26 protein-coding genes and 1 pseudogene are annotated in these 24,946 nt (G+C 70.2%); 7 read left to right on the top strand and 20 right to left on the bottom strand.

The window, feature by feature from the left end:
- Window positions 1–147 precede the first annotated feature (147 nt).
- From ACIGXM_RS14800 to ACIGXM_RS14790, 3 genes are all read right to left on the bottom strand, one after another.
- Window positions 148–1,212, bottom strand: a complete 1,065-nt coding sequence (locus ACIGXM_RS14800; protein ID WP_396560669.1) for an SPFH domain-containing protein — start codon at window positions 1,210–1,212, stop codon at window positions 148–150.
- 10 nt (window positions 1,213–1,222) lie between these two features.
- A complete protein-coding gene (locus ACIGXM_RS14795; protein WP_396560667.1) occupies window positions 1,223–1,645 on the bottom strand; it encodes an NfeD family protein in 423 nt (140 codons plus the stop codon).
- Between the two features lie 83 nt (window positions 1,646–1,728).
- Window positions 1,729–2,520, bottom strand: coding sequence for an ABC transporter ATP-binding protein (locus ACIGXM_RS14790; protein ID WP_396560665.1), 792 nt, complete (start codon window positions 2,518–2,520; stop codon window positions 1,729–1,731).
- A gap of 207 nt (window positions 2,521–2,727) precedes the next feature.
- Between ACIGXM_RS14790 and ACIGXM_RS14785 the strand changes: the two genes are divergently transcribed.
- The gene (locus ACIGXM_RS14785) at window positions 2,728–3,525 is read left to right on the top strand and encodes a hypothetical protein (protein ID WP_396560664.1); all 798 of its coding nucleotides are present in this window, start codon (window positions 2,728–2,730) and stop codon (window positions 3,523–3,525) included.
- Window positions 3,526–3,529: 4 nt separating this feature from the next.
- On the opposite strand, the gene ACIGXM_RS14780 is transcribed toward ACIGXM_RS14785, so the two are convergent.
- From ACIGXM_RS14780 to ACIGXM_RS14765, 4 genes are all read right to left on the bottom strand, one after another.
- Window positions 3,530–4,180: a response regulator gene (locus tag ACIGXM_RS14780; RefSeq protein ID WP_396560662.1), complete on the bottom strand. Its 651-nt coding sequence runs from the start codon at window positions 4,178–4,180 to the stop codon at window positions 3,530–3,532.
- A complete protein-coding gene (locus ACIGXM_RS14775) occupies window positions 4,173–5,303 on the bottom strand; it encodes a GAF domain-containing sensor histidine kinase (protein WP_396560719.1) in 1,131 nt (376 codons plus the stop codon). The genes ACIGXM_RS14780 and ACIGXM_RS14775 overlap by 8 nt, the downstream gene beginning before the upstream one ends.
- Window positions 5,304–5,414: 111 nt before the next feature.
- Complete coding sequence (locus tag ACIGXM_RS14770) at window positions 5,415–6,944, bottom strand: helix-turn-helix domain-containing protein (RefSeq protein ID WP_396560660.1); 1,530 nt, start codon at window positions 6,942–6,944, stop codon at window positions 5,415–5,417.
- An 88-nt stretch (window positions 6,945–7,032) separates the two neighbouring features.
- Complete coding sequence (locus ACIGXM_RS14765; RefSeq protein ID WP_396560658.1) at window positions 7,033–9,726, bottom strand: FHA domain-containing protein; 2,694 nt, start codon at window positions 9,724–9,726, stop codon at window positions 7,033–7,035.
- Between the two features lie 236 nt (window positions 9,727–9,962).
- Between ACIGXM_RS14765 and serB the strand changes: the two genes are divergently transcribed.
- Window positions 9,963–11,204 carry a phosphoserine phosphatase SerB gene (gene serB, locus ACIGXM_RS14760; protein WP_396560656.1) on the top strand — a complete coding sequence of 414 codons (1,242 nt, stop codon included), beginning with the start codon at window positions 9,963–9,965 and terminating at the stop codon, window positions 11,202–11,204.
- A 49-nt stretch (window positions 11,205–11,253) separates the two neighbouring features.
- Here the strand turns inward: serB and ACIGXM_RS14755 are convergent, their stop codons facing one another.
- The 3 genes from ACIGXM_RS14755 to ACIGXM_RS14745 all read right to left on the bottom strand — a co-directional run bounded on the left by ACIGXM_RS14755 (window position 11,254) and on the right by ACIGXM_RS14745 (window position 13,328).
- A complete protein-coding gene (locus ACIGXM_RS14755) occupies window positions 11,254–11,775 on the bottom strand; it encodes a SixA phosphatase family protein (RefSeq protein ID WP_396560654.1) in 522 nt (173 codons plus the stop codon).
- Between the two features lie 83 nt (window positions 11,776–11,858).
- Window positions 11,859–11,981, bottom strand: a complete 123-nt coding sequence (locus ACIGXM_RS14750) for an SGM_5486 family transporter-associated protein (RefSeq protein ID WP_396560652.1) — start codon at window positions 11,979–11,981, stop codon at window positions 11,859–11,861.
- A 90-nt stretch (window positions 11,982–12,071) separates the two neighbouring features.
- Entirely contained in the window at window positions 12,072–13,328 is a 1,257-nt protein-coding gene (locus ACIGXM_RS14745) for a CynX/NimT family MFS transporter (RefSeq protein ID WP_396560650.1), read from the bottom strand.
- A gap of 105 nt (window positions 13,329–13,433) precedes the next feature.
- Here ACIGXM_RS14745 and ACIGXM_RS14740 point away from each other — a divergent pair, with 105 nt between their 5' ends.
- Window positions 13,434–14,111: a FadR/GntR family transcriptional regulator gene (locus tag ACIGXM_RS14740; RefSeq protein ID WP_396560648.1), complete on the top strand. Its 678-nt coding sequence runs from the start codon at window positions 13,434–13,436 to the stop codon at window positions 14,109–14,111.
- 66 nt (window positions 14,112–14,177) lie between these two features.
- Here ACIGXM_RS14740 and fabI read toward each other — a convergent pair whose 3' ends face one another.
- Together fabI and fabG are read right to left on the bottom strand one after the other, a co-directional pair.
- Entirely contained in the window at window positions 14,178–14,945 is a 768-nt protein-coding gene (gene fabI / locus ACIGXM_RS14735) for an enoyl-ACP reductase FabI (protein ID WP_396560647.1), read from the bottom strand.
- Between the two features lie 4 nt (window positions 14,946–14,949).
- The gene (gene fabG, locus ACIGXM_RS14730; RefSeq protein ID WP_396560645.1) at window positions 14,950–15,669 is read right to left on the bottom strand and encodes a 3-oxoacyl-[acyl-carrier-protein] reductase; all 720 of its coding nucleotides are present in this window, start codon (window positions 15,667–15,669) and stop codon (window positions 14,950–14,952) included.
- Window positions 15,670–15,940: 271 nt separating this feature from the next.
- On the opposite strand from fabG, the gene ACIGXM_RS14725 reads away from it, so the two are divergent.
- A complete protein-coding gene (locus tag ACIGXM_RS14725; RefSeq protein WP_396560644.1) occupies window positions 15,941–17,086 on the top strand; it encodes an MBL fold metallo-hydrolase in 1,146 nt (381 codons plus the stop codon).
- 150 nt (window positions 17,087–17,236) lie between these two features.
- Window positions 17,237–18,544, top strand: a pseudogene (locus ACIGXM_RS14720) (TldD/PmbA family protein); the annotation flags it as partial.
- A 77-nt stretch (window positions 18,545–18,621) separates the two neighbouring features.
- Here the strand turns inward: ACIGXM_RS14720 and ACIGXM_RS14715 are convergent.
- Window positions 18,622–19,902: a tyrosine-type recombinase/integrase gene (locus ACIGXM_RS14715; RefSeq protein WP_396560643.1), complete on the bottom strand. Its 1,281-nt coding sequence runs from the start codon at window positions 19,900–19,902 to the stop codon at window positions 18,622–18,624.
- A 9-nt stretch (window positions 19,903–19,911) separates the two neighbouring features.
- On the bottom strand, window positions 19,912–20,097 hold the full coding sequence (locus tag ACIGXM_RS14710) for a helix-turn-helix domain-containing protein (protein WP_396560642.1): 186 nt from the start codon (window positions 20,095–20,097) through the stop codon (window positions 19,912–19,914).
- 138 nt (window positions 20,098–20,235) lie between these two features.
- On the opposite strand from ACIGXM_RS14710, the gene ACIGXM_RS14705 reads away from it, so the two are divergent.
- The gene (locus ACIGXM_RS14705) at window positions 20,236–20,592 is read left to right on the top strand and encodes a hypothetical protein (protein ID WP_396560640.1); all 357 of its coding nucleotides are present in this window, start codon (window positions 20,236–20,238) and stop codon (window positions 20,590–20,592) included.
- 60 nt (window positions 20,593–20,652) lie between these two features.
- On the opposite strand, the gene ACIGXM_RS14700 is transcribed toward ACIGXM_RS14705, so the two are convergent.
- Both ACIGXM_RS14700 and ACIGXM_RS14695 read right to left on the bottom strand, forming a co-directional pair.
- Window positions 20,653–21,630, bottom strand: a complete 978-nt coding sequence (locus ACIGXM_RS14700) for a hypothetical protein (protein ID WP_396560638.1) — start codon at window positions 21,628–21,630, stop codon at window positions 20,653–20,655.
- Window positions 21,631–21,633: 3 nt separating this feature from the next.
- A complete protein-coding gene (locus ACIGXM_RS14695) occupies window positions 21,634–22,026 on the bottom strand; it encodes a hypothetical protein (protein WP_396560637.1) in 393 nt (130 codons plus the stop codon).
- Window positions 22,027–22,348: 322 nt separating this feature from the next.
- Between ACIGXM_RS14695 and ACIGXM_RS14690 the strand changes: the two genes are divergently transcribed.
- A complete protein-coding gene (locus tag ACIGXM_RS14690; protein WP_396560635.1) occupies window positions 22,349–22,951 on the top strand; it encodes an Lsr2 family protein in 603 nt (200 codons plus the stop codon).
- 48 nt (window positions 22,952–22,999) lie between these two features.
- On the opposite strand, the gene ACIGXM_RS14685 is transcribed toward ACIGXM_RS14690, so the two are convergent.
- The 4 genes from ACIGXM_RS14685 to ACIGXM_RS14670 all read right to left on the bottom strand — a co-directional run bounded on the left by ACIGXM_RS14685 (window position 23,000) and on the right by ACIGXM_RS14670 (window position 24,935).
- Window positions 23,000–23,719, bottom strand: coding sequence for an Lsr2 family protein (locus tag ACIGXM_RS14685; protein WP_396560633.1), 720 nt, complete (start codon window positions 23,717–23,719; stop codon window positions 23,000–23,002).
- Window positions 23,720–23,834: 115 nt separating this feature from the next.
- Window positions 23,835–24,131 (bottom strand): hypothetical protein, encoded by a 297-nt coding sequence (locus ACIGXM_RS14680; protein WP_396560631.1) that lies wholly within the window; start codon window positions 24,129–24,131, stop codon window positions 23,835–23,837.
- 68 nt (window positions 24,132–24,199) lie between these two features.
- Window positions 24,200–24,496 carry a hypothetical protein gene (locus ACIGXM_RS14675; RefSeq protein WP_396560629.1) on the bottom strand — a complete coding sequence of 99 codons (297 nt, stop codon included), beginning with the start codon at window positions 24,494–24,496 and terminating at the stop codon, window positions 24,200–24,202.
- A gap of 37 nt (window positions 24,497–24,533) precedes the next feature.
- The gene (locus ACIGXM_RS14670) at window positions 24,534–24,935 is read right to left on the bottom strand and encodes a hypothetical protein (RefSeq protein ID WP_396560627.1); all 402 of its coding nucleotides are present in this window, start codon (window positions 24,933–24,935) and stop codon (window positions 24,534–24,536) included.
- Window positions 24,936–24,946 lie beyond the last annotated feature (11 nt).

The raw sequence follows: 24,946 nt of genomic DNA, 5'->3' as shown, positions 1-24,946 counted from the left end.
AGCGGCGATCGCGATCATGCCGGACCGCGCCCGGGCCGCCCAGTGTGTTTCAGGACACGAGACGTCAAGGCCGCGACACGTCCCCCGACACGCCCCGACGCCCGGCACGCGGGTGCGCGCCGGGCGTCGGGTACGGGTCGGGTCAGGTCACTCCGGATCGATCGTCGGGTACTCCCGGCTCGGGTTCACCCGCGGCCGCGCCGCGCCCTTGTCCTCAGTGTCCAGCGGGCGGGGCCCGTTCGCCGGGCCGACCGGCGGCCGGCCGCCGTCGCCCTCCACCGGCACCGGCTGCTTCTGCAGGCTGGGCCCGGCGGCGGCCGAGCCGTTCGGGGCCCCACCACCGGTCATCCCGTTGAACGCGCCGCCCAGGCCCTTGAGCGCGTCGCCGACCTCGCTGGGGATGATCCAGAGCTTGTTGGCGTCACCCTTGGCCAGCTCGGGCAGGGTCTGCAGGTACTGGTAGGCGAGCAGCTTCTGGTCGGCGTCGCCGTCGTGGATGGCCTCGAAGACGGTCCGGATCGCCGCCGCCTCACCGTCCGCGCGCAGCACCGCGGCCTGCGCCTCACCCTCGGCCTTCAGCACCTCGGCCTGCTTCTCACCCTCGGCACGCAGGATCGCCGCCTGCCGGGCACCCTCGGCGGTGAGCACGGCGGCGCGCTTGTCCCGGTCGGCGCGCATCTGCTTCTCCATCGAGTCCTGGATGGAGGTCGGCGGCTCGATCGCCTTGAGCTCGACCCGGTTGACCCGGATGCCCCACTTGCCGGTCGCCTCGTCGAGCACACCGCGCAGGCCGGCGTTGATCACCTCGCGCGAGGTCAGGGTGGACTCCAGGTCCATCGAACCGATGATGTTGCGCAGCGTGGTGACGGTGAGCTGCTCGATCGCCTGGATGTAGCTGGCCACCTCGTAGGTCGCGGCCCGGGCGTCGGTCACCTGGTAGTAGATGACGGTGTCGATGTTCACCACCAGGTTGTCCTGGGTGATCACCGGCTGCGGCGGGAACGGGACGACCTGCTCGCGCAGGTCGATCCGGTTGCGGATGGTGTCGATGAACGGCACCACGATGTTCAGGCCCGCGTTCAGGGTGCGGGTGTAGCGGCCGAAGCGCTCCACGATCGCCGCGCTGGCCTGTGGGATCACCTGGATGGTCCGGATCAGTGCGATGAAGGCCACCACGACCAGAACGACCAGCACGATGAGGACGGGTTCCACGGTCTCTCCCCTAGACGACCAGGGCGGTCGCGCCCTGGATTTCGACGACATCCACCTGTTGCCCCGGTTCGAACACCCGGTCCGGGTGCAGCGACCGGGCCGACCAGATCTCGCCGTTGAGCTTGATCCGGCCGCCGTGCCCGTCCACCCGCTCCTGCACCAGCGCGGTCGCGCCGCGCAGCGCGTCGATCCCCATCCGGACCTCCGGGCCCTTCCGGAGGTGCCGGTAGGCGATCGGCCGGAGGACGACCAGCGTGGCGACCGAGACCACCACGAAGAGCAGGAACTGCCAGACCACCCCGGCACCGATCCCCGCCAGCAGTGCGGCGACCGCGGCCCCGATCGCGAACATGCCGAACTCCGGGAGCCCCGTGATCGCCAGCGGCACCCCCAGCACTGCGGCGATCAGGAGCCACCACACCCAGCTGTCCACGGACCCATCCTAGGGACGAAACGGCGTCAGATGTGGTGGCTTCCCGCAGGTGGACAGGCGGAAACCGGCGGTCGGGCGCGGGCTCAGCCCAGCGGCAGGCCCTGGGCCGACCAGCGGTCGCCGTGCCGCTCCAGGGTCAGCGGCAGGCCGAAGCAGAGCGAGAGGTTGCGGGCGGTCAGCTCGGTGTCGATCGGGCCGGCGGTGAGCACCTTGCCCTGACGGATCATCAGCACGTGGGTGAAGCCGGGGGCGATCTCCTCGACGTGGTGGGTGACCATCGCCATCGAGGGCGCGTAGGCGTCCTGGGCGAGCGCGCCGAGCCGGCGCACCAGGTCCTCCCGGCCGCCCAGGTCGAGGCCGGCCGCGGGCTCGTCGAGCAGCAGCAGCTCGGGGTCGGTCATCAGGCCGCGGGCGATCAGGGTGCGCTTGCGCTCGCCCTCGGAGAGGGTGCCGAACTTGCGCTGCTCGTAGCCGGCCATGCCGAGCCGGTCGAGCAGGGCCAGCGCACGCGACTCGTCGGTGGTCTCGTAGGTCTCCTGCCAGGTGGCGGTCATGCCGTAGGCGGCAGTGAGCACGGTCTGCAGCACGGTCTGCTCGCGCGGGATCCGGTCCAGCATCGAGGCGCCGGCCAGGCCGATCCGCTGGCGCAGCTCGAAGACGTCCACCGAGCCGAGCTTCTCGCCGAGGACCGCGACGGTGCCGCTGGTCGGGTGGAGGTAGCTGGCGGCGACCTGGAGGAGGGTGGTCTTGCCAGCGCCGTTGGGCCCCAGGATCACCCAGCGCTCACCCTCCGCGACCGACCAGGAAACCTGGCTGATCAGTGCGCGCCCTTCCCGGATCACGGATACGTCAACCAGCTCCAGCACGTCGCTCATGCCCAGCCTTCCCCAATGCAGAATGTTCGGCCCGTCCGAGGTCCGGCGCGTCGGGTCCTCGGGGTGCGGTCCACGTGTCGACAAGTCGGTGCGGGCGGGCAGCCTACTCCGCCGGCCGGGTAGGCAGGGAGGGAGTGCGGCCTTTCGCGCGCAGCACAGGCCAAACCTACGCCACCCGGGTGGCGTGCTTGTCCGTAGGCTGGCGGGATGCAGTCGACTCCTGCCGAGAATCCTTGTTCCGAACCCCGTTCCGCCCGGCTGACCGCCTGGGGCAACTCGATGCTGGGCGGCTTCGCGCCGCCCGACCACGTGGTGGAGGAGGTGGTCGGGTCGGACGAGCGGCACCGGGTCGCCGGGCTGCCCGGGGACGCCGAGGGCGAGCTGCACGGGCTCAGCTGGGCGCTCGGGCGGCTGCGGGTGCTCGGGGTCACCGGGCTGCGGCTGGCGCTGCCCGCGGAGGGGCATCCGCTCGGGCTGACCGGGCCGGCCGGCTTCAACGGGCTGGCGATGGCGGCCGGCGAGGCGGCGCTCGCGGTCGGGGTGCCGCTGGGGTTCGTGCCGGAGGTGGAGGTGTACGGGCCGCCCGGGGACCAGTCGGCGACGGTGCTCTGGCGCTGCCACGAGGTGCGCGACGCGCCGCCGGCCGACGTCCCCTCGCTCTACGAGGCCGAACGGGAGCTGGCGGACGGGCTGCGCGAGGCGACCGTGCTGCTGACCCGCCTCGACGTGGCCGGGGCCGGACCGCAGGCGCTACGGGCGCTGGAGCAGTACCGGCGGCGCGGGCACAGCGAGTTGCTGGCGCCCGGCTACCCGCCGCGAGCGGTACGGGTGCTGGAGTCGGCGCGGCAGGTCTCCGCGCTGCTGGCGATCGCCGCCGAGTCGCACGGCGCGGCGGTGAGCGCCGGGGAGATGGCCGCCCGGGCGGCGGTGCTGGCGCCGCTGCGGCGCACGGCGCGCCGGGCCCAGGTGGCGGCGTACAACGCGCTGGTGGACGAGCGGGGCTGAGCGGCTAGGCGGCGCCGTTGCGGACCGCCCAGAGCGCGGCCTGGGTGCGGTCGGCGAGGTCCAGCTTCATCAGGATGTTGGAGACGTGGGTCTTCACCGTCTTCTCGGAGAGGTTCAGGGTGCGGGCGATCTCCCGGTTGGAGCGGCCGTCCGCGATGTGGCCGAGCACCTCGCGCTCGCGCTCGGTCAGCGTTCCGCCGCGGCCCTGCGGCGGGCGCGGGCCGTCGTCGGCGAGCAGCGCGCCGGCCAGCTCGGGCTGGAGCAGCACGTGCCCGGCGTGCACCGAGCGGATCGCTCCGGCCAGCGCCTCCGGGTCGACGTCCTTGTAGACGTACCCGGCGGCGCCGGCCCGCAGCGCCGGGACCACCGTGCGGTGCTCGGTGAAGCTGGTGACGATCAGCACCCGGGCCCGGCTGCCCTCCTCCTTGAGCCGGCGCAGCGCCTCGATGCCGTCCACGCCCGGCATCTTGACGTCCATCAGGACGACGTCCGGTGCCACCTCCCGGACCTTCGCCACGCCCTCGGCGCCGTCCGCGGCCTCGCCGACCACCTCGATGTCGTCCTGCACCTCCAGGAAGGTGCGCAGGCCGCGGCGGACCACCTGGTGGTCGTCGACCAGCAGCACCCGGATCGGGTGGGAACGCTCCTCAGGCACCGGGGACCTCCAGCTCGATGACGGTCCCCTGGCCGGGGGCCGATGTCAGGGTGAGCCGGCCGCCGACCGCCTGGGCGCGGTCCCGCATCGAGACCAGCCCGAGGTGCCGGCCGGCCCGGCGGACCCGCTCGGGGTCGAAGCCGTGGCCGTCGTCGGCGACCCGGAGCAGCGCGCCGCGGCCCCGGGTGCCGCGCAGCAGCACCCGCACCTCGTTGGCCTCGGCGTGCCGCAGCGCGTTGTGCAGCGCCTCCTGGGCGACCCGCAGCACGGCCGCCTCCTGGGCCGGCGGCAGGGTGCGCACGCCGTCGGCGTCGAACCGGACGGCCGCCACGTGCGCCCGGTCCAACACCTGCACCTGTGAGGCCAAGGTGGCCACCAGGCCGTCCTCGTCGAGCGCGGCCGGGCGCAACTCGACCACCACGTCCCGCAGTTCGTCGGCCGCCTCGGCGGCCAGCCGGGCCACCTCGGCGAGTTCGGCGCGGGCCCGGGCCGGGTCGCGCTCCAGCAGGGTGGCGGCGGCCTTGGCGGTGAGCCGCAGCGAGAAGAGCTTCTGCGAGACGGCGTCGTGCAGGTCGTGCGCGATCCGGGCCCGCTCACCGGCCAGCGTCAGCTCCCGGCTGCGCTCGTAGAGCTGGGCGTTGCGCAGCGCTATCGAGGCGTGCGCGGCGAGCATCCGGAGCAGCTGCTCGTCGTGGTCGGTGAACCCGCCGTCCTTGTTCGCCAGGAAGATCGCGCCCAGGATCTCCTCGCCGTCCAGGATCGGCATCCCGAGGAAGTCCTGCAGGTCGGGGTGGGCTTCCGGCCAGCCCTCGAAGGCGGGCGCCCGGCGGACGTCGGTCAGCCGGGTCGGCTCCAGCTCGTGCAGCATGGTGGCGAGCACCCCGTGCTGGCGCGGCAGCGGCCCGATCGCCCGCCACTGCTCGTCGGTCACCCCGTCCACCACGAACTGCGCGAACCCGCCGTGGTCGTCCGGCACCCCGAGCGCCGCGTACTCGGCCCCGAGCAGGCTGCGGGCGGACGCGGTGATCCGGCGCAGCACCTCGCGCACCTCCAGGTGCCCGCTCATCGCCAGCACCGCCGCGCTCACGGCCTCCAGCCCGCCCAGGCACGGGTCCTCGGTCATCCCCATGCGCTCACCGTACCGCCGGGCCGGGCGGCGGCACCTCGGGCCCGGGACCGTCCGGACGTAGGCCTCGGGCCCTACGTCCGGACGGTCCCGCTCGGCCGACGCGGCTCAGATGTCGCGGAAGGTCTCGATCTGGGCGCCGATCGAGTTGAGGCGCTCGGCGAGGTCCTCGTAGCCGCGGTTGATGACGTAGACGTTGCGCAGCACCGAGGTGCCCTCGGCGGCGAGCATGGCGAGCAGGACGACCACGGCCGGGCGCAGCGCCGGGGGGCAGACCATCTCGGCGGCGCGCCAGCGGGTGGGGCCCTCGACCAGGACCCGGTGCGGGTCCATGAGTTGGACGTTGGCGCCGAGCCGGGTGAGCTCGGTGAGGTAGATCGCGCGGTTGTCGTAGACCCAGTCGTGGATCAGCGTGGAGCCCTGCGCGGTGGCCGCGATGGCGGCGAAGAAGGGCACGTTGTCGATGTTGATGCCGGGGAACGGCATCGGGTGGATCTTGTCGATCGGCGAACGCAGCTTGGACGGGCGGACGGTGAGGTCGACCAGCCGGGTGCGGCCGTTGTCCGCCACGTACTCCGGGCTGCGGTCGTAGTCCAGGCCCATCTCCTCCAGCACCGCGAGCTCGATCTCGAGGAACTCCACGGGCGCCCGGCGGACGGTCAGTTCGGAGGAGGTCACCACGGCGGCGGCGATCAGGCTCATCGCCTCGACCGGGTCCTCGGAGGGGGCGTAGTCGACGTCACAGGTGATCTCGGGGAGGCCGTGCACGGTGAGGGTGGTGGTGCCGATGCCCTCGATCCTGACGCCGAGGCGCTCCAGGAAGAAGCAGAGGTCCTGGACCATGTAGTTGGGGCTGGCGTTGCGGATCACGCTCACGCCGTCGTGCCGGGCGGCGGCCAGCAGGGCGTTCTCGGTCACCGTGTCGCCGCGCTCGGTCAGCACGATCGGGCGGTCCGGGCTGACCGTGCGGTCCACCGTGGCGTGGTACAGGCCGGTGGTGGCGGCGACCTCCAGGCCGAACCGGCGCAGCGCGGCCATGTGCGGCTCCACGGTGCGGGTGCCCAGGTCGCAGCCGCCGGCGTAGGGCAGCTTGAAGTGGTCCACCCGGTGCATCAGCGGCCCGAGGAACATGATGATGGACCGGGTCCGGCGGGCGGCGTCGGCGTCCATCGCGGCCAGGTCGAGCTCGGCCGGCGGGGTGATCTCCAGGTCGGCGCCGTCGTTGATCCAGCGGGTCTTCACGCCGATGCTGTTGAGCACCTCGAGGAGGCGGTAGACCTCCTCGATCCGGGCCACCCGGCGCAGCGTGGTGCGGCCGGTGGTGAGCAGCGAGGCACAGAGCAGCGCGACGCAGGCGTTCTTGCTGGTCTTGACGTCGATGCCGCCGGAGAGCCGGCGCCCGCCGACCACCCGCAGGTGCATCGGGCCGGCGTAGCCGAGCGAGACGATCTCGCTGTCCAGCGCCTCGGAGATCCGTGCGATCATCTCAAGGCTGATGTTCTGCCCGCCGTTCTCGATCCGGTTGACGGCGCTCTGGCTGGTGCCCAGCGCCGCTCCGAGTTCGGCCTGCGTCCAGCCACGGTGCTTACGGGCGTCACGGATGAGCCGGCCGATGCGGGCGAGGTAGTCGTCTGCCATGCGGCGACGATATCTCATGAATGAGATATGGGCCTGGGCGGTACCCCCGTTCGGGGAACCGCCCAGGTCATGGGTGCTTGAGGCGCGGTCAGCCCTGCTGCATGACCTCCGGCTCGTGCCGGCGCAACAGACGCAGCACCAGGAAGGCCAGCGCGGTGGAGATGGCCACCAGCGCGAGCGAGTCGACGGACCACTGCAGGGCGCTGTGCTTCCACAGGCCGTCATGCTCGTTCAGGTGCGTGGGGTCGAGCACCATCAGGTGACCGAGGTCCAGCGTGGTGCCGACCACGGCGACGCCCCAGCGGGCCGGCATCAGCCAGGCGAACTGGGCCAGCCCGGCCTTGTCGAAGAGCTGGAACAGGCAGCCGGTGAAGACCACCTGGACGATGGCGAACATCACCAGCAGCGGCATGGTCTTCTCGGCGGTCTTCACCAGCGAGGAGATCACCAGGCCGAACATCATCGAGGCGAAGCTGAGCAGGATGATGCCGATGGCCATCTCGACGGCCGGGGCGTTCTTGAAGATCAGGCCCTCGGTGGGCAGCTTGCGGGTGGAGAAGCCGACCGCCGCGATGATCGTGCCCTGCAGGATGCTGAAGAAGCCCAGCACGATGATCTTCGACATCAGGTACGCCGACCTGGACAGGCCGGTGGCGCGTTCCCGTTCGTAGATCGCCCGCTCCTTGATCAGCTCACGGACCGAGTTGGCCGCGCCGGAGAAGCAGGCCCCGATCGCCAGCACCAGCATGATGGTGCCGGCCGCGTTGTTGGAGCCGCGTGGGTTGGGTTGCAGCCCGTAGGTGGCCGGGACGACGGTACTGACCACCCCGAGCACCGCCGGCAGCAGCACCGACAGCGCCAGGAAGCCCTTGTCGGAGGCGATCACCGAGCAGTACCGGCGGATCAGCGTCCACAGCTGGGAGCCGTAACTCTGCGGCTTCGGCGGGTGGATCTGCTGCTGGGCGATCGGCGCCGACTGGTGCTGCTGCACGGCCACCGCGTCGACGTCCGCGGAGTACTGCTGGTAGTGCACCGAACTGCGGTAGCGGCCGGCCCAGTCGTGGTCCGGGTAGTTCTCGAAGGCCTGGAAGACGTCCGCCCAGGTCTCGTAGCCGAAGAAGTGCAGGGCCTCGTCCGGCGGGCCGAAGTAGGCCACCGAGCCGCCCGGGGCCATCACCAGGAGCCGGTCGCAGAGCGCGAGTTCGGCCACCGAGTGGGTGACCACCAGGATCGTCCGACCGTCGTCGGCCAGGCCGCGCAGCATCTGCATGACCTCGCGGTCCATGCCCGGGTCGAGACCCGAGGTGGGCTCGTCCAGGAAGATCAGCGAGGGCTTGGTGAGCAGTTCCAGGGCGACCGAGACGCGCTTCTGCTGGCCGCCGGAGAGCGCGGTGATCCGGTTGTCGGCGCGCTTGTCCAGGCGCAGCTCGTAGAGCACCTCGTCGATCCGGCGGGCGCGCTCGGCCGGCTCGGTGTCGCCGGGGAAGCGCAGCCGGGCCGCGTACTTGAGGCCGGTGCGGACGGTCAGCTCCTTGTGCAGGATCTCCGACTGCGGCACCAGGCCGATCCGCTGGCGCAGTTCGGCGAACTGCTTGTAGAGGTTGCGGCCGTCGTACAGCACCTCGCCGCGGTCGGCCGGGCGGTAGCCGGTGAGCGCGCGCAGCAGGGTGGACTTGCCGGAGCCGGACGGGCCGATCACGGCGACCAGCGACTTCTCCGGCACGCCGAAGCTGACGTCGTTGAGCAGCACCTTCTTGGCGCCCTTGTGCTCGACCTCGACGGTCAGGTGGTGGGCGGAGAAGGAGACCGGGCCGTTGTCGATGAACTCCTGCAGCTGGTCGCCGACCAGCTGGAACGAGGAGTGGCCGACCGTCAGGCGGTCCTGCGGGCCGAGCAGCTGGCGCTGCACCGGCTGACCGTTGACGTAGATCCGGTTGTGCGAGCCGAGGTCGACGATCTCGTAGCGGCCGTCGGGCAGTTGGCGCAGCTCGGCGTGGTGGCGGGAGACCTGGAGGTCGGAGACCACGATGTCGTTGTCGAGCGCGCGGCCGATCCGGATCACTCGCATCCCGGCCGTCAGGCTGCGGATCATCGTCGGGTTGCGCTCGCCGGCCACCGGGGCGGCGGCCTGCGGCGGAACGGCCTGCCGCGGCTGGACGCCCGGCCCGGACCGCGCCGGCTGCTGCTGCGCCGGCGGCGGGGCCCACTGCTGGGCGGCCTGCGGCGGAACGGCCTGCCGCGGCTGGACGCCCGGCCCGGACTGCGCCGGCTGCTGCTGCGCCGGCGGCGGGGCCCACTGCTGGGCGGCCTGCGGCGGAACGGCCTGCGCTGCCGGCTGGCCCGGCTGGACCTGCTGCTGCCAGGGCTGTTGGTCGTACGCCGGCGCCGGCTGCTGCCAGGGCTGTTGGTCGTACGCCGGCGCCGGCTGCTGCCAGGCCTGTCCGACGCCCGCGCCGGCGGGCGCCGTCGCGGCCGGCGCGGGCGCGGCGGCCGGGGCGCTGAAGCTGAGCCGCGGCCCGTTCTCGGCGTTGCCGAGGTTGATCACCGTTCCGGGTGCGAGCCGGGTCTGCTGGGTCCGCGCCCCGCCCAGGTAGGTACCGTTGGTGCTGCCGTGGTCCTCCAACAGCCAGCCACCACCGTCGTAGGAGATGGTGGCGTGCCGCCACGAGACCCGGGCGTCGTCGAACGGGAAGCTCGACTGCGGGTCCCTCCCGATGGTGTAAGGCTCCCCCGGTTGGAGTGTCCGGTACTGCCCGTTGATCTCAAGTACGAGTTGCGGCACTGTTCCGCCTGCCCCGCTCTCTCGGTCCCCCGTGGTTCTCCCCGAGGGGAGACCCGTGGTCCTCCCCGAGGGGAGAGTGGTGAATTATCGCTTCTGACGGGGGGTAATCATTCCAGCTCGGCCAGGACGGCGGAAAGTCGCCCCCGCCGACTGTGACCTGGCGGAAACCATGTCACGGTCCACGTGACGGACGGTCCCGGAATCCGTCCGCCCCGCCAGGTAGCGTGGGGCACACCATGAATCCCATGCCACCGCAGCCCCGGACCGCCGAAGACGAGCGCACCCTGCTGGTCAAGGTGTTCGGCAAGGACCGTCCTGGTATCACCACCGGCCTCTTCGCCACCCTGGCGGCCTTCGACGTCGACGTGATCGACATCGAGCAGGTCGTCACGCGTGGCCGGATAACGCTCTGCGCACTGGTCACGCCGCCGGCCGGCGGCGCCCCGGGGGCGGAGGGCGGCCTGCGCTCCACCGTGCACCGGTGGGCCGAGGAGCAGAAGCTGCAGGCCGAGATCATCTCCGGCACCGGTGACAACCGGCCACGCCGGGAGGGCCGTTCGCACGTCACCGTGCTCGGCCATCCGCTCACCGCGGCGGCCGTCTCCGCGCTGACCGCCCGGGTCGCCGAGGCGGGCGGCAACATCGACCGGGTGTTCCGGCTGGCCAAGTACCCGGTGACGGCGGTCGAGCTGGCGGTCTCCGGGGTGGCCCCCGAGCTGCTGCGGGCGGAACTGGCCCGCGAGGCGGCCGTCCAGCGGGTGGACGTCGCGGTGGTCTCGGCGGGCCTGGAGCGCCGGGCCAAGCGGCTGGTGGTGATGGACGTCGACTCCACGCTGATCCAGGACGAGGTGATCGAGCTCTTCGCCGCGCACGCGGGCTGCGAGGCCGAGGTGGCCCAGGTGACGGCCGCGGCGATGCGGGGCGAGCTGGACTTCGCGGAGTCGTTGCGGGCCCGGGTGGCGCTGCTGGCCGGGCTGGACGCCGGGGTGGTGGAGAAGGTGCGCACCGAGGTCCGGCTCACGCCGGGGGCGCGCACCCTGATCCGCACCCTCCAGCGGCTGGGGTACCAGGTGGCCGTGGTCTCCGGCGGGTTCACCCAGGTCACCGACTACCTGGTGGAGTTGCTCGGGCTGGACTTCGCCGCCGCCAACACCCTGGAGGTCGAGAACGGCCGGTTCACCGGCCGGGTCACCGGGGAGATCGTCGACCGCGCCGGCAAGGCCCGCTGGCTGACCCGGTTCGCCGCGCAGGCCCGGGTGCCGTTGGAGCAGACGGTGGCGATCGGTGACGGCGCCAACGACCTGGACATGCTGAACACGGCCGGCCTGGGCGTGGCCTTCAACGCCAAGCCGGTGGTCCGCGAGGCCGCCGACACCGCGGTCAACGTGCCGTTCCTGGACACCGTCCTCTACCTGCTCGGGATCACCCGTGAGGAGGTCGAGGCGGCCGACGAGCTGCACGGCACCCCGTCCGAGTAGTCACCGCCCGAGCAGGGGTGCGGGGGCGCTCCCGCACCCCCCGGTCCGGTCAGTCCGGCACGAAGAACGAGACCAGCTTGGCGATGCCCGGCTCCACCGTCTTCCAGGAGCCGTCGAAGGCCAGCACGGCGACGGCCGCGGTCGGGAAGCCCCGCTGGCGCAGCTCGGCCAGCGTGCCGCCGATGCTCTCGCCCCCGGCCAGCACCTCGGTGAGGTTCTGCACGCCGGGGTTGTGGCCGACCAGCAACAGGTCGTGGACGTCCTGGGGGGTCTCCTTGAGCACCTCGATGATCTCGCCGGCGGTCGCGTCGTAGATGCGCTCCTCGAAGACCGTCCGGCGGGCCCGCTTGGGCAGCTCGTGGCTGGCCAGCTTCCAGGTCTCCCGGGTCCGCACCGAGCTGGAGCAGAGCACGTAGTCGGGGTTGATCCGGGAGTCGGCCAGCCAGCGACCGGCGACCGGCGCCTGCTGCCGACCGCGGTCGGCGAGCGGGCGCTCGTGGTCGGCCACCTGCGGCCAGTCGGCCTTCGCGTGCCGAAGCACGATGATCCTGCGGGACGTGTCGACGCTCATTCCGCCAGCTTGGCAGAAAAGCCCGACCGGGGCGCGGCGCTCCCGGACCCCGCCACCCGCGGGGGTGGTGGGGTGACCGGACGTCAGCCCATCGACTGCGCGATGGTCGCCACGATGGAGACCACCACGAGCAGGCCGAAGATGATGCCGAACAGCCCGAGGAGCTTCTTCTGGCTGTTCTGGGGGTTGGGATCGAGGACAGGCATGGGTACGAGTGTGGCACCCGGGCGCCGCTCCCCCGGCTCCCGGGGTGCACTGCTTGACCTGCGCTTGAACCTTCCGGCCCGGCGGGCGGCTCAGCCGACCTCGTCCTCGATGTGCCGGGCCCGGGCGGCCCGCAGGCCGATCAGCAGCTGCGGGACGAGCAGCGCGACCAGGAAGCCGAGCGGGACCTGCCAGCCGTGGGTGCCCTGGTAGAGCCGGCCGACCAGGATCGGCCCGGGGATGGAGATCAGGTAGCCGACGCCCTGGGCGAAGGCGGAGAGCTGGGCCACCCCGCCGCTGGTCCGGGCGCGCAGACCGATCATCGTCAGGGTGAGCCCGAAGGCGCAGTTGGACAGGCCCGCCAGCAGCGCCCAGAGCCAGGCGCCGGCCGCCGGGGCGAGGGCCAGGCCCAGGTAGCCGGCGATCCCGCAGCAGGCCAGCGCCACCACGAAGACCCGCTGGTCGGCGCGGCGGGCGGCCCAGTTGGGGAGGAGGAAGGAGACCGGCACGCCGATCGCCATGGTGGCCGCGAGCAGCAGCCCGGAGGTGCCGGCGGAGATTCCGGCGTCCTGGTAGATCTGCGGCAGCCAGCCCATGGTGGCGTAGGCGTTGGTGGCCTGCAGGCCGAAGAAGAGGCCCAGCGCCCAGGCGGTGGGGCTGCGCAGGATCGGCAGCCGGTCGGCGCTCCGGCTCCGGCCGTCGGCCGCCGCGCGGCCGTCCCGGCGCAGCGCCACGGTGAGCAGCCAGAGCAGCAGCGCGACCCCGCCGGCCACCGCCCAGATGCCCAGGCCGAGCCGCCAGCTGCCGCCGAGCGCGTCGGTCAGCGGCACGGTGACGGCGGCGGCCAGCGCGGTGCCGCCGGAGAGCGCCATCGAGTAGAGGCCGATCATCGGGCCGACCCGGTCCGGGAAGTACCGCTTGATGACGACCGGGATCAGCACGTTGGAGACCGCGACCCCGGCCAGTGCGACGGCGGTGAGCAGCAGGAAGGGCGCCGTCCCGCCGGCGAACGAGCGGGCCGCCACCCCGAGCGTGATGGCGCCCATGCCGGCGGTGACCACCAGCGTCGGGCCGAAGCGGCGGGCCAGCCCGGGCGCGGCGAAGCCGAACAGCGCGAAGCAGATCGACGGCACGGCGGTGAGCAGCCCGGCCACCGTCGGGCTCATCCCGAGGCTGGTGCGGACCTCCTCGAGCAGCGGCCCGAGGCTGGTCACCACCGGCCGCAGGTTGAAGGCGGCCACCGCGACGGCGGTCGCGAGCAGCCCGCCGAGCAGGCGGGCCCGAGGCCGGTCGGGGGGCGGCTGCTCGCCGGTGCGGGCCGCGAGGGTGGTCTCTGCTGCGCTGGACATGAAGAGCATCATAGAATGATGGGATGAATTAGCGAAGCGCGGGAGAGAGAAGATGGTGCCAAAGGCACCGCAGCCCTTCAGCCCTTCGCCCGACCAAGGAGTCCCATGACGCTGTCCTCGCCCCGGCGCACCCCGCTGGCCGACCAGGTGATCGCCCAGCTGCGGGCCCAGATCACCTCGGGCGAGTGGCCGGTCGGCTCGCGCATCCCGACCGAGGCCGCCCTGGTCGAGCAGCTCGGGGTGGCGCGCAACACCGTGCGCGAGGCGGTCCGGGCACTGGCGCACAACGGGCTGCTGGACATCCGGCAGGGTTCCGGCACCTACGTGCTGGCCACCAGCGAGCTGGCCGGGGTGATGCACCGGCGCTTCTCCGACGCCGACCAGGCGCAGGTGGCCGAGCTGCGCTCGGCGTTGGAGGCCTCGGCCGCGGCGCTGGCCGCCGCCCGGCGCACCGAGCGGGACCTGGTGCTGATGGAGAACGCGCTGGCCCGGCGGGAGGAGGCCTGGTTCGGCGGCGACCCGGAGTGCTTCGTGCAGACGGACGCGGCCTTCCACCAGAGCGTGGTGGCCGCCGCCCACAACGACGTGCTGGCCGCGCTCTACGCGGACCTGGGCGAGGTGCTGCGGGCGCACCTGCGGCAGGACGTCGGGCCGGTGCTCTCCCCCGAGCGGTACGTCGGGCACGACCGGATCCTGGCCGCGATCCGGGCCGGCGACGCGGTGGCGGCCTCGATGGAGTCGTCGAACGTGATCGGCGCGTGCGAACGGGCCGATCGCGGCTGACCCACCCCGGACACCGCGCTGCCCCGGACACCGAGGGTGCCCGGGGCAGCGGCGTACCGGGGGGTGTCAGGCGCCGATCGCGTGCAGCCCGCCGTCCACGTGGACGATCTCGCCGGTGGTCTTCGGGAACCAGTCCGAGAGCATGGCGACCACGCCGCGGCCGGCCGGCTCGGGGTCGGTGACGTCCCACTCCAGCGGCGAGCGGTGGTTCCAGGTGTCGGCCAGCTGGTCGAAGCCGGGGATCGACTTGGCCGCCATCGACTTGATCGGGCCGGCCGAGACCAGGTTGCAGCGGACGTTCTGCTTGCCCAGGTCACGGGCCAGGTAGCGGGAGGTGGCCTCCAGCGCGGCCTTGGCCGGGCCCATCCAGTCGTACTGCGGCCAGGCCAGCTGGGCGTCGAAGGTCAGGCCGACCACCGAGCCGCCGCCCTCCATGAGCGGCAGGCAGGCCATGGTCAGCGACTTCAGCGAGTACGCCGAGACGTGCATCGCGGTGGCGACCGACTCCCACGGGGTGTTCAGGAAGTTGCCGCCGAGCGCGTCCTGCGGTGCGAAGCCGATCGAGTGCACCACGCCGTCCAGGCCGCCGAGCTCGGCGCGGACCTGGTCGGCCAGGCCGGCCAGGTGCTCGGTGTTGGTGACGTCCAGCTCCAGCACCTTGGCCGGGGCCGGCAGCTTCTTGGCGATCCGCTCGGTCAGGCTGGGCCGGGGGAAGGCGGTCAGGATGATCTGGGCACCCTGCTCCTGGGCCAGCTTGGCGGTGTGGAAGGCGATGGAGGACTCCATCAGCACACCGGTGACCAGGATCCTCTTGCCCTCAAGAATTCCGCTCATGTGATCAGTGACCCATGCCCAATCCGCCGTCCACGGGAATGACGGCTCCGGTGATGTACGCGGCCTCGTCGGAGGCGAGGAACCGCACGGTTGCGGCGATCTCGGCCGGCGCCGCGTAACGGGCCAGCGGCACCCCAGCGACGATCTCCTGGCGGCGCTCCTCGCTGAGCACCGCGGTCATGTCGGTGTCCACGAAGCCGGGCGAGACCACGTTGACGGTGACGCCGCGCGGGCCGAACTCGCGCGCCAGCGAACGGGCGAAGCCGACCAGGCCGGCCTTGGAGGCGGCATAGTTGGCCTGGCCCGGCGAGCCGGTCAGCCCGACCACCGAGGAGACCAGCACCACCCGGCCGCGACGGGCCCGCAGCATCTTCGCGGAGGCGCGCTTGACCACCCGGAAGGCACCGGTGAGGTTGGTGTCCAGCACCTGGGTGAAGTCGTCCTCGGTCATCCGCAGCATCAGGACGTCCTTGGTGATGCCCGCGTTGGCGACCAGCACCTCGACCGGACCGTTCTTCCCCTCGATCTCGGTGAAGGCGGCGTCGACCTGGGCGGCGTCGGTGATGTCGCAGCGGACCGCGAGCACGTCGTACTTCGCGAGCTGCTCGGGGACCTCCCCGGAACGGCTGGTGATGGCGACCTTGTCGCCCGCCTCGGCGAAGGCCTGGGCGATGGCGAGGCCGATGCCCCGGTTACCTCCGGTGACGAGAACCGAGCGGCTCAACGGTGTCACCTCTCCTAGTTCGTGGTCGGTACGTTCGTTTCGGTACGTGGAGAACGTACGCAATGTGACGCTATCGGTCGGCTCCGGGCCTCGGCGCATCGAGCCTCGACAGGTCATGAGCTGCGGAACTGTCACCTTCCGACAACCATCCGGCCACGCCCCGGACCACGGACGGATCCATCCTAGTGATCGGGAACAACCGGGCCGCCAGGCCCGTTGCCCTCACGGTGCGCGGCACCTCCGCACCGAGAGCGACCAGGACGGAGCCCCGATGACCGAGGCAGACCCCACGATCTCCAGGCACCGGGGCCGGCTGCTGGCCCTCACCGCGCTGGCCGCCGCGGCGGGAGCCGCGGCCTGGGCCCTGCGCGATGTCCCGGCCGCGTTCGGCCGCCGGCCCGACCCCGAGCGGGACGCCCGGATCCGGAACTCCCCGCAGTTCGCGAACGGCACCTTCCACAACACCCCCTCCACGCTGGCCCGGGCCGCCGAGGGCCCCACCGTCGACCGGGCCACCGTGCGGCGGATGCTCTTCGAGCGGGCCGGCCGCACCCCCGTGCTCCCGGTGCCGACCGTCCGGCCGGACGGCGAGGGGCGCCCGCCGGCCGAGGGCGTGGAGATCGTCTGGTACGGCCACGCCTCCGCACTGGTCGAGCTGGAGGGCGCCCGGGTGCTGTTGGACCCGATCTGGAGCGACCGCTGCTCCCCCTCGGAACACCTGGGCCCCAAGCGGTTGCACCCGGTCCCGGTCGAGCTGGAGGAGCTGCCGGCGGTCGACGTGGTGCTCATCTCGCACGACCACTACGACCACCTGGACATGCCGACCGTCAAGCGGCTGGTGCGCAGCCAGTCCGCGCCGTTCGCCGTGCCGCTCGGCATCGGTGGCCACCTGCGCCGCTGGGGCGTACCCGAGCACCGGATCATCGAGCTGGACTGGAACGAGACCTGCACGCTGGGCGAGCTCACCGTCACGCTCACCTCGGCGCACCACTTCTCCGGCCGCTCACTGACCCGCAACACCACGCTCTGGGGCTCCTGGGTGATCGCCGGACCGACCCGCAAGGTCTTCTACACCGGCGACTCCGGCTACTTCGAGGGCTATGCGGCGATCGGTGCCGAGCACGGCCCCTTCGACGCCTCGCTGGTGCAGATCGGCGCGTACGACGCGGCCTGGGCCGACATCCACATGACCCCGGAGGACGCCGTGCTGGCGCACCGGGACCTCGACGGCGGCCTGCTGGTGCCGGTCCACTGGTGCACCTTCAACCTCGGCCTGCACCGGTGGTCCGAGCCGATCGAGCGGCTGGTCGGGGAGGCCAAGGCGCAGGGCGTCCCGCTCGTGGTGCCGCGCCCCGGCGAGCGGGTGGACGTGGCCGACCCGCCGGAGCTGGACCACTGGTGGGAGGGCCTGGCCTGAGCGTCCGGTCCGCCACGCCGACCGCGAAATCGCCTGGCCGAACAACCCGGTGACAGGACATGATGCGGTGCGGGTGCCCTTGCCCGGGACGCCCGCACCGCCGTCACGATCCCCCGCCGGCGGTGCGCCGCCCGCAGCTCAGGGAGTCCGATGCCGCCGACACCGCGCAGCGCCCACCGCGACGGCCAGGCCGTCGATCCACAGTTCCTCGCCCTGCCGCTGCGCCCGCTGGCCGCCGCCGCGCTCGACCGAGCCCGCCAACTCGGTGTCAGCCACGCCGACTTCCGACTCGAACGGGTCCGCAGCGCCTCCTGGCGACTGCGCGACGCGCGCCCGGCCGGCACCACCGACACGGTCCAACTGGGTTTCGCGGTACGGGTCCTGCTGGACGGCGCATGGGGCTTCGCGGCCGGCGTGGACCTCACCACGGACTCCGCCGCCAGGGTCGCCGAGCAGGCGGTCGCGGTGGCCCGGCTCTCCGCCGAGGTCAGCCGCGCGGCCGGTGGCGGCGACCGGGTCGAGCTGGCCGACGAGCCGGTGCACCCCGACGTGACCTGGGTCTCCGCGTACGAGATCAACCCCTTCGACGTCCCGGACGCCGAGAAGACCGCGCTGTTGGCCGACTGGAGCAGCCGGCTGCTGGCCGCCGAGGGCGTCTCGCACGTCGAGGCCTCCCTGCTGACCGTGCAGGAGAACAAGTTCTACGCGGACACCGCGGGCACCGTCACCACCCAGCAGCGGATCCGGCTGCACCCGGACCTGGAGGCCACCTCGGTCGACGAGCGGACCGGCGCCTTCGAGTCGATGCGCACCGTCGCGCCGCCGGCCGGCCGGGGCTGGGAGTACCTGCGGGGCACCGGCTGGGACTGGGCGGGCGAACTGGCCCGGCTGCCCGAGTACCTGGCCGAGAAGGTCAAGGCCCCCAGCGTCGAGGCCGGCGTCTACGACCTGGTGATCGACCCGACCAACCTCTGGCTGACGATCCACGAGTCGATCGGCCACGCCACCGAGCTGGACCGCGCGCTCGGCTACGAGGCGGCCTACGCCGGCACCTCGTTCGCCACCTTCGACCGACTCGGCACGCTGCGCTACGGGTCCGAGCTGATGCACGTGACCGGCGACCGCACCGCCGAGCACGGCCTGGCCACCATCGGTTACGACGACGAGGGCGTCGCCACCCAGTCCTGGGACCTGGTCACCGACGGCATCCTGACCGGCTACCAGCTGGACCGCCGGATGGCCAGGCTGAAGGGTCTGGGCCGCTCCAACGGGTGCGCCTACGCCGACTCCCCCGCGCACGTCCCGGTGCAGCGGATGGCCAACGTCTCGCTCCAGCCGGCCCCGAACGGCCCGGCCACCGAGGAGCTCTTCGCCGGAGTGGACAACGGCCTCTACATCGTCGGGGACCGTTCGTGGTCGATCGACATGCAGAGGTACAACTTCCAGCACAACGATCAGGAAGCTGCGACCTGCCAGGACGTCCTAGCGATCATGAAAAAGCCAGCACATCGCCAGCACGCCTACACAACGGCCGCCTAGCCGTCCTCCTCGCCCTCCTCGTCCTCATCCCGCTTGACTTCGAACAGTTCGCGGGCCTCAATCGTCCCTCGCATATCGGCGAGGTCAGTGCGCAGTCGGAGCTCAAGTGCGCTTGCACCACGACGGTACGAGTTCTTCGTGAGGTGCCCGTACACGACCTCCGTAGTTCTCGAATCACGATGCCCAACCCACATGGCGATTTCGTACAAGTGGACACCAGCGGCAATGCACTGCTTCACGAAGAAGTGCCGAGCCGCCTTGGGGATATTCTTCTCCGGCGAAATTCCCGCCTTCTCGCCAGCGCGGTGATACTCGCGCAGGAGCCAGTCATAGGAGGGGTGCTGCTGGGGTACGCGCGGGGACTCGTAGAGCCATTTCTCATCACCCCAGGTGCCGAAATGCTCGATGTGGCGGTCGTAGGCATTGAGAACCTCCTGCGGAGCCGGCGTGTGCCGGGCATCCTCGAATTCCCGGTGCTTCGTCCCCTTTTTCACCGCAGTACCGCGTTTCGTACCACGACTGCTGCCCGTCACCTCACGAACGCCGTGGCCTGTCACCTGATGACTGACGAGGATCTTCTTGTCCTCCCACAGAATGGCAGGATCCGCGATAGCCAACGCCTCACCCGGCCGCATACCGCTGGCGGCCATACCCCAGTGCACAGAGCGAAGAATCATCGACTGCTCCGCAATGTGGCCCAGCATTTCCTCGACAGTTGGGATGTCCTCGTCCCGCACTGGCTTGTAGGCGCTCTTGCCCGACGTCTTCCGGGGGTTCGCTTTCTTGCACGGGTTTCGCCCGATGTACTCGGCCGCTACCGCGAATCCGAAGACACTGGACAGCAGGTTTCGGCGGACCTGAATCCCGTAAGGCTTGTAGCCCTCGGCGTTCTGCCACTTCTCCCAGTCGTTGATGTCCTCCTTTGAGACGTTGCCAATCTGCATGACCCCAAACCGGGCCTCGAAGTGATTTTTGTACACGCTGGCGTAGTTGACGAGCGTGCTGGGCTCCAGCTTTCCGATGCTCACCCATTCGGCCCACAGCTCGGAGAAGAGCATCTTGGCCTTGCGCGGGTCCACAAATACGCCGAGGTCCTTGTCGCGCTCAACCTTGATGGCGAATGCTTCAGCCGCCTTGAAGGTCTTGAAGCGCTGCTCAAGTTGCCGCCCCGATTCCCTCCCCCCAGGTGTCCTGTAGGTGACCACGTACGGCTTGTGGGCACAGTAGGACTTCTCCCTGCGCGGACAATCGCAGTCTTCCTTATTGATGGACGCCAAAGCCCCTCCTTACCGCTCAGTGTTATTTTCGATCCACGCTTCTACGTGGCGTTCACGGAATCGGACGTGCCGGCCGACTCGCGTGGGCTTGAGGCCCCATCGACGGTATTCCGCCATGAGGACGCGCTTTGTAATGTTCAGTTGCTCGGCAACCTCGTCAGGCGTCAGCAGTCGATTCGATCCACCAGCGGCCATTTCCACCCCTGTATCAGCCGGCACGAAGCGGTAGCTACAGGTATACCGGGCTGAAAAATCACGCACATGCGCCGAACAGGTGAAGCGAAAATCCTTCTGACCTTAGGTCAGTTTCGGACGAGTCGCTACGATGCCGCCGTGGACTACATGAAGCACGGCGAAGACGCCGAAGTCGACGGCGTGAGGTATCCGTGGCTGGAAGAGCACCATGCGTGGCTATGGCGCACCGAAGAGAGCTACACGGCATTCGTCTCGCCCATGCTTTACAACGAGCGCCTTACCCTCCTGCTCGGGCCACTGGAGCAGGCGTTCAGGTGGGATGTGGTCGGCGCTTGGTGCTTCCAGCGAGGGCCTGCGACCTTTCGGGCTCTTCGCGATTGGGAGCCCCTTGTTGCGGAGCCGTCCGGGTGGTTCAGAGATGTGATGCGCGACCGCTACGACTACTCCGCTCCGGGAGCGCCTGTCGCCCCCGCGCGCGGACCGGCACACAGCTAACTGCATCTGCACATACGAGAGCCCCGAACGGCGAGCGGCTACCATCGGGGCTCTCGTGTGTCAGGCGGCTTGTGCAGGTGCTACGGGCTCCTCGTCCTTACTCTCGGCTTTCGCCCAGCCCCGGCTCTTAGTGGAATGGGTCTGGCGCGACAGTGCGGACGGGAAACCGAAGCCTCCCGCGTCCGCGCAGGACTTGTGCTCGAAGCACAGGACCGGCAGCTCGACTCCGTGCGGGTTTTCCCACGCGATGTACGGGGCGTCGACTCCGTGCCGGCTACGGGCGTGGCTCTGCCGATTCCGGAGGCTGACGTGGAACGGCACCTCCGAGCCGGCACCGTGCTCCTCCGGACAGACGACCTGGGGCTCATCCTTCCGGGCCCCGCGCTTCGCGGGCTTCACCTTGGGCTTGGCCGCTGCCGCTTTGGGTGCGGCGGCGCTCTTCTTATGGAGCGCCCGCGACGGCGGCGCGATGCCCTTGATGTGGTTGAGCAGGCCACGCTCCGAGTAGTAGCCGAACCCGGTCTGCTCGCACTGATCATGCTCTTCGCAGGGGAAGGGCAGCGGATCAGCGTCGACCGTCGTCCAGATGACCCTACTTACGCTCGTCTTGTGGACGTGGCGGGCGTGGTCGACGCGACGGCTGTACTCCACCCTGGCCGCCGGCTCGCAGTCCTTGCACAGGACAGACAAGGGCTCCGGTTCCACCGGAGCTTCCTCAGCCGGCAACGCCAACCCGTCAAGCGGGAGCGGCTCCTGGGGCGCCTGCTGAATTGTGCGGAGCACGTCCCCAATGGGTATCGGAGCACCGCTCTCCTCGTGGCTGACCTGAGGCGCCGAAGCTGCGGGTTCGGCGTACTCTCCTTCGTCGTACAGAGCACCGCCCAACAACCCCATCAGAAGGGTGTCATGGGGCTTGCAGAGGTCCGTGCTCATGAACGGGCCGCCGTCGCGAGCGATGGTGCGGTGGACCGCAGCGGGATACGCCGGATCGCCGAAGTACCGGCACAGCGCACACGCGGGTATGAGGAACCGGCTCACTGGCTAGGCGACCTTTCGCACCGGCAGCTGATGGACGGTGGCCGGCGCCTTGAGCTTCGGGAGCCCCTTGATCCAGTGAAGGTTCAGCGCTGCGGCGGCGTCGTCGTCGCCGATGAAGCACTGGAAGTCCTCGCGGTACCCATCGGGCCACTCGTAGCGCAGGCCGCTGGTGCGACGGCCGTACTGGTCCCACGTCACGCGACGGAAGGTTCCGCAGCGGTCACACTCCTCAGTGACCAGCCAGCCGCCGCCCTCGTTCTTCGGGATGGTCATGGCGGTCGCAGCGCCCTTAGGGAACACGTGGCGCTTCTCTCGACGGCAGTCCGCGAAGGTGGGGTTGGTGTTGATGAACTCGCGGATGGCAGCCTTGGTGGACGCAGACAGGGACGGGCGCATGGTTCTCGCTCCCTCGCTGGAGGATCTTGGTGCCAGGACCATACATCCCATGAGGGGCCAAAAGGTCAAAAAAAGATAACCAACTTGTCGAACTCATCGATTCACTCAGATGGCCCATCAGCTCTTGACACAGCGTCGTACATGGTGCTTGACCTGCGGCTTTGTCTATGACATGCCATCAGATGCCATGAGTAACAGGGGGGGCACTTTGGGTAGCCGGCATGGCTCGGAGACTAGGACCGCCTCCGCTCGCTTCGTTACATCCTTCCCAGGTTCGACTACCATGCCTGGCAGCCCGGGCAGCTCATAGGACTGGAGAGTCATGGCACTGAACCTCGTTCGGCAAGACGACCTCGACCAGTCATCCCCCGCGCAGCCCGTACGTTTCGGCTGGGGCGGCAAGAATTACGAGATTGATCTGTCATCGGACAACCTGGCGAAATTCGAGGAGCAGATGGCCCCCTATGTGGCGGCTGCTCGCGAAGTAGGCACCGAGGCACACCACGTAGCTCCGAGTGATATCCGCGCATGGGCTCGCGAACGCAGGCTTCATGTGCCAGCTCGCGGCAAGATCCCCCAGCACATCCGGGATCAGTTCGAGCGAGAATTCCAGCCCGGCCCGGAACGGTTGGCTGAGCATTCGGATGGGGAAATCGAAATTCTCCAGGAAGCCGGTGGATCCGAGCTGCCGGAGGTCACACAGGATGACTTGGACACGGCCCACCGCTTCTACGGAAAGCTCTCGCCGGCAGCCATCAAGAACCTGAGCGAGGCCGCGAAGAACAGTGGGCCTTTCCCACCGGATCCGAATCCCAAGACCCAAGCCAGCATCGCAGGGCTTGAACGCAAGGGCTTCGCGGCTGGAGGGCGTATCACGGGGGCAGGTCTCGCCGCGTTGGCTCTCTTGGACGCCGAGAGAGGTTAGGCCAGAGCGGCCCCGGCGCCCAGTGCACCCGGGGCCGCACAGCGTGCTTCAGGCGTCGGCCAACTGTGCGGCCTCGACCAGTTCCAAGTAGGCCAGGCCGGCCCCGTTGATGCGGCCGTCAGTGCCCAGCTTGCTCCTCTCAAGCGCCTTGATGACGGCCGCCACCGAGGAGCCCTGCCGCACGAACTCGCCCCCGTTGTCCCGGGCCGCTCGCAGACAGTCAAGCTGCCGCTCGCTCACCTTCTTCCGCTTGAAGAGTTCGGCAGCGTGCTGCCTCTCCTCATCGCTGATGTCGACCGGTGCGAGCCCCGGGGCCTGGGTATCCGGTTCAGCGGGGGCATCGGTCTGCTCCGGCGCCCCGGGGTCTTCCTCGTCCTGGCCGGCGAGCAGCGCCGTGTCCGAGTAGAGCGGCATCTTCTTGAGCTCCTCCAAGCGGGACTCGTCACCCTGCTGGTACGCGTCGAACGCCTCCTTGATTGGCCCAGGGATGCGGCCCCGGCCCTCGACGCTGAGACCGTTGGCCTTCGCCCAGTCCCGCATGACCTTGGGCTGACCGGACGATCGAGGCGGACGTGACGATGCTGTGCCTTGTCGCGTGGGCTTCCGCCCCTTCTTCACGTACGGGGCGAGCAGCTCGCGCAGTTTCTGCGCGTTGCCCTTGTTGAGATCGATCTCGTAGGGCACCCCGTCAAGGCCGAACAGGACCGTCTCGTCCGCCAAGCCCCCGTCGAGGTCATCCTCAAGGATGATCTGCACGCGCTGTGCCATAGAGTTTTCCTTCCGTGAAATAAGGAGCGCGGAATTGCGGGCTCTTGGAAGTGATCGCATGCGAAAGCCCCCGTGCTCACCGAAGAGCGCGAGGGCTTTCGAGATTCTTCAGGGGTCAAGGTTGCCCGGTGATATCGGATAGGACGCGAGTGCCGAGCGCGGTCAGCTCCGTAATCTTCCAGGCCCTGGGCCCAGTCCACTCGACTGTCCACAGGCCAGCTTCCTCAGCGTTGCGCACCTGAGCGCTGTTCCAGGAGTAGCCGTCGGTGTGGCCGACCGGCGCGTTCGCTGCCACGACTGCGAGTCGCTTGACGGCCGACTCAGAGATCCGGCGGAGCTCTCCGGTGTCGTCAAGGTAGCTGTACCGACGGTCGTAGCGCTGGTTCGCGATGTCCTTCGGGGTCCTGGTCATACGGATCATTGTCCGTGTCCCAGGTGCTGCGCGGTACCCACCCCCCGCCGGCGCACCGGCGAGGTTCATCAGGAGGTGCCCGGCCCTGTCCTGATCGGGATGTACAGGCGCTGGCCACTAACGCGTACCTTTTTGGTGAATCCGGACATGTGGGCGCCGTTGAGGAGGTCGGGGACGATGCCGCCGTCGGCCGCGTACTTCTCGTTGATCCGGTCAGCCACCGCATCGGCTTCCTGCATGGTGTCGTAGAGCGCGCCGCCGTGGGCCTCGATCTTGTCGAACAGCTTGGTGTCGGACACGCAGGCGGTCACGACGACCCCATCCAGGGCCTCGTGCTCGACCAGCGTGTGCTTGGTTCCTACCACTGCGTTTCCTGTTCTGGTGCTGTCCTCGGACGGTGGTCTAGGAGATGCGGATAGCCCTGGTCTCGGCCTCGGTGAGGATGAAGGCCGACATGGTGGTGCTGCCGCCGACGTAGTGCTTGTAGAGCCGGTTGCAGCCGTCGACCAGCAGGCGCTGCTTCTCGTGAATAGCGATGATGACGGGCAGCTCCAGGTCGGTCGTGATCGCGTACGCGCGATTGAACGTGCGCGGATCGGGGCCGAGCACGATGACGCGGTGGTCAGGCTCGGCGTCAGGCAGGAGACTCTTGATGTGGTAGGCCTTCGCCCACTCGGCCACAGGCTGCTCGACCGCCTCGCGAGGCTTGCGGGCGATGATCTGCTGGGCCTTGTCGACGTCGAAGCACAGGGCGCCGAACCGGAAGTACTCGCCGGCCGGCCTGGGGGTCTTGTGGTACGCCACGATGCGCTCTC

Source organism: Kitasatospora sp. NPDC052896 (genome assembly GCF_044547075.1).
Lineage (GTDB): Bacteria > Actinomycetota > Actinomycetes > Streptomycetales > Streptomycetaceae > Kitasatospora.
Note: the sequence above shows the minus strand (reverse complement) of the source record. Positions and strands in the feature narration are given on the sequence as shown.

Excerpts from the sequence above, each read along its gene's own strand:
- ACIGXM_RS14785 (WP_396560664.1), top strand. The coding sequence starts at position 2,728 with ATGCAGTCGACTCCTGCCGAGAATCCTTGTTCCGAACCCCGTTCCGCC.
- ACIGXM_RS14750 (WP_396560652.1), bottom strand. The coding sequence starts at position 11,981 with ATGCCTGTCCTCGATCCCAACCCCCAGAACAGCCAGAAGAAGCTCCTC.
- ACIGXM_RS14685 (WP_396560633.1), bottom strand. The coding sequence starts at position 23,719 with ATGGCACAGCGCGTGCAGATCATCCTTGAGGATGACCTCGACGGGGGC.
- ACIGXM_RS14695 (WP_396560637.1), bottom strand. The coding sequence starts at position 22,026 with ATGCGCCCGTCCCTGTCTGCGTCCACCAAGGCTGCCATCCGCGAGTTC.
- ACIGXM_RS14745 (WP_396560650.1), bottom strand. The coding sequence starts at position 13,328 with ATGTCCAGCGCAGCAGAGACCACCCTCGCGGCCCGCACCGGCGAGCAG.
- ACIGXM_RS14680 (WP_396560631.1), bottom strand. The coding sequence starts at position 24,131 with ATGACCAGGACCCCGAAGGACATCGCGAACCAGCGCTACGACCGTCGG.
- ACIGXM_RS14710 (WP_396560642.1), bottom strand. The coding sequence starts at position 20,097 with ATGGCCGCTGGTGGATCGAATCGACTGCTGACGCCTGACGAGGTTGCC.
- ACIGXM_RS14775 (WP_396560719.1), bottom strand. The coding sequence starts at position 5,303 with ATGACCGAGGACCCGTGCCTGGGCGGGCTGGAGGCCGTGAGCGCGGCG.
- fabI (WP_396560647.1), bottom strand. The coding sequence starts at position 14,945 with ATGAGCGGAATTCTTGAGGGCAAGAGGATCCTGGTCACCGGTGTGCTG.
- ACIGXM_RS14740 (WP_396560648.1), top strand. The coding sequence starts at position 13,434 with ATGACGCTGTCCTCGCCCCGGCGCACCCCGCTGGCCGACCAGGTGATC.
- serB (WP_396560656.1), top strand. The coding sequence starts at position 9,963 with ATGAATCCCATGCCACCGCAGCCCCGGACCGCCGAAGACGAGCGCACC.
- ACIGXM_RS14725 (WP_396560644.1), top strand. The coding sequence starts at position 15,941 with ATGACCGAGGCAGACCCCACGATCTCCAGGCACCGGGGCCGGCTGCTG.
- ACIGXM_RS14770 (WP_396560660.1), bottom strand. The coding sequence starts at position 6,944 with ATGGCAGACGACTACCTCGCCCGCATCGGCCGGCTCATCCGTGACGCC.
- ACIGXM_RS14755 (WP_396560654.1), bottom strand. The coding sequence starts at position 11,775 with ATGAGCGTCGACACGTCCCGCAGGATCATCGTGCTTCGGCACGCGAAG.
- ACIGXM_RS14690 (WP_396560635.1), top strand. The coding sequence starts at position 22,349 with ATGGCACTGAACCTCGTTCGGCAAGACGACCTCGACCAGTCATCCCCC.
- ACIGXM_RS14790 (WP_396560665.1), bottom strand. The coding sequence starts at position 2,520 with ATGAGCGACGTGCTGGAGCTGGTTGACGTATCCGTGATCCGGGAAGGG.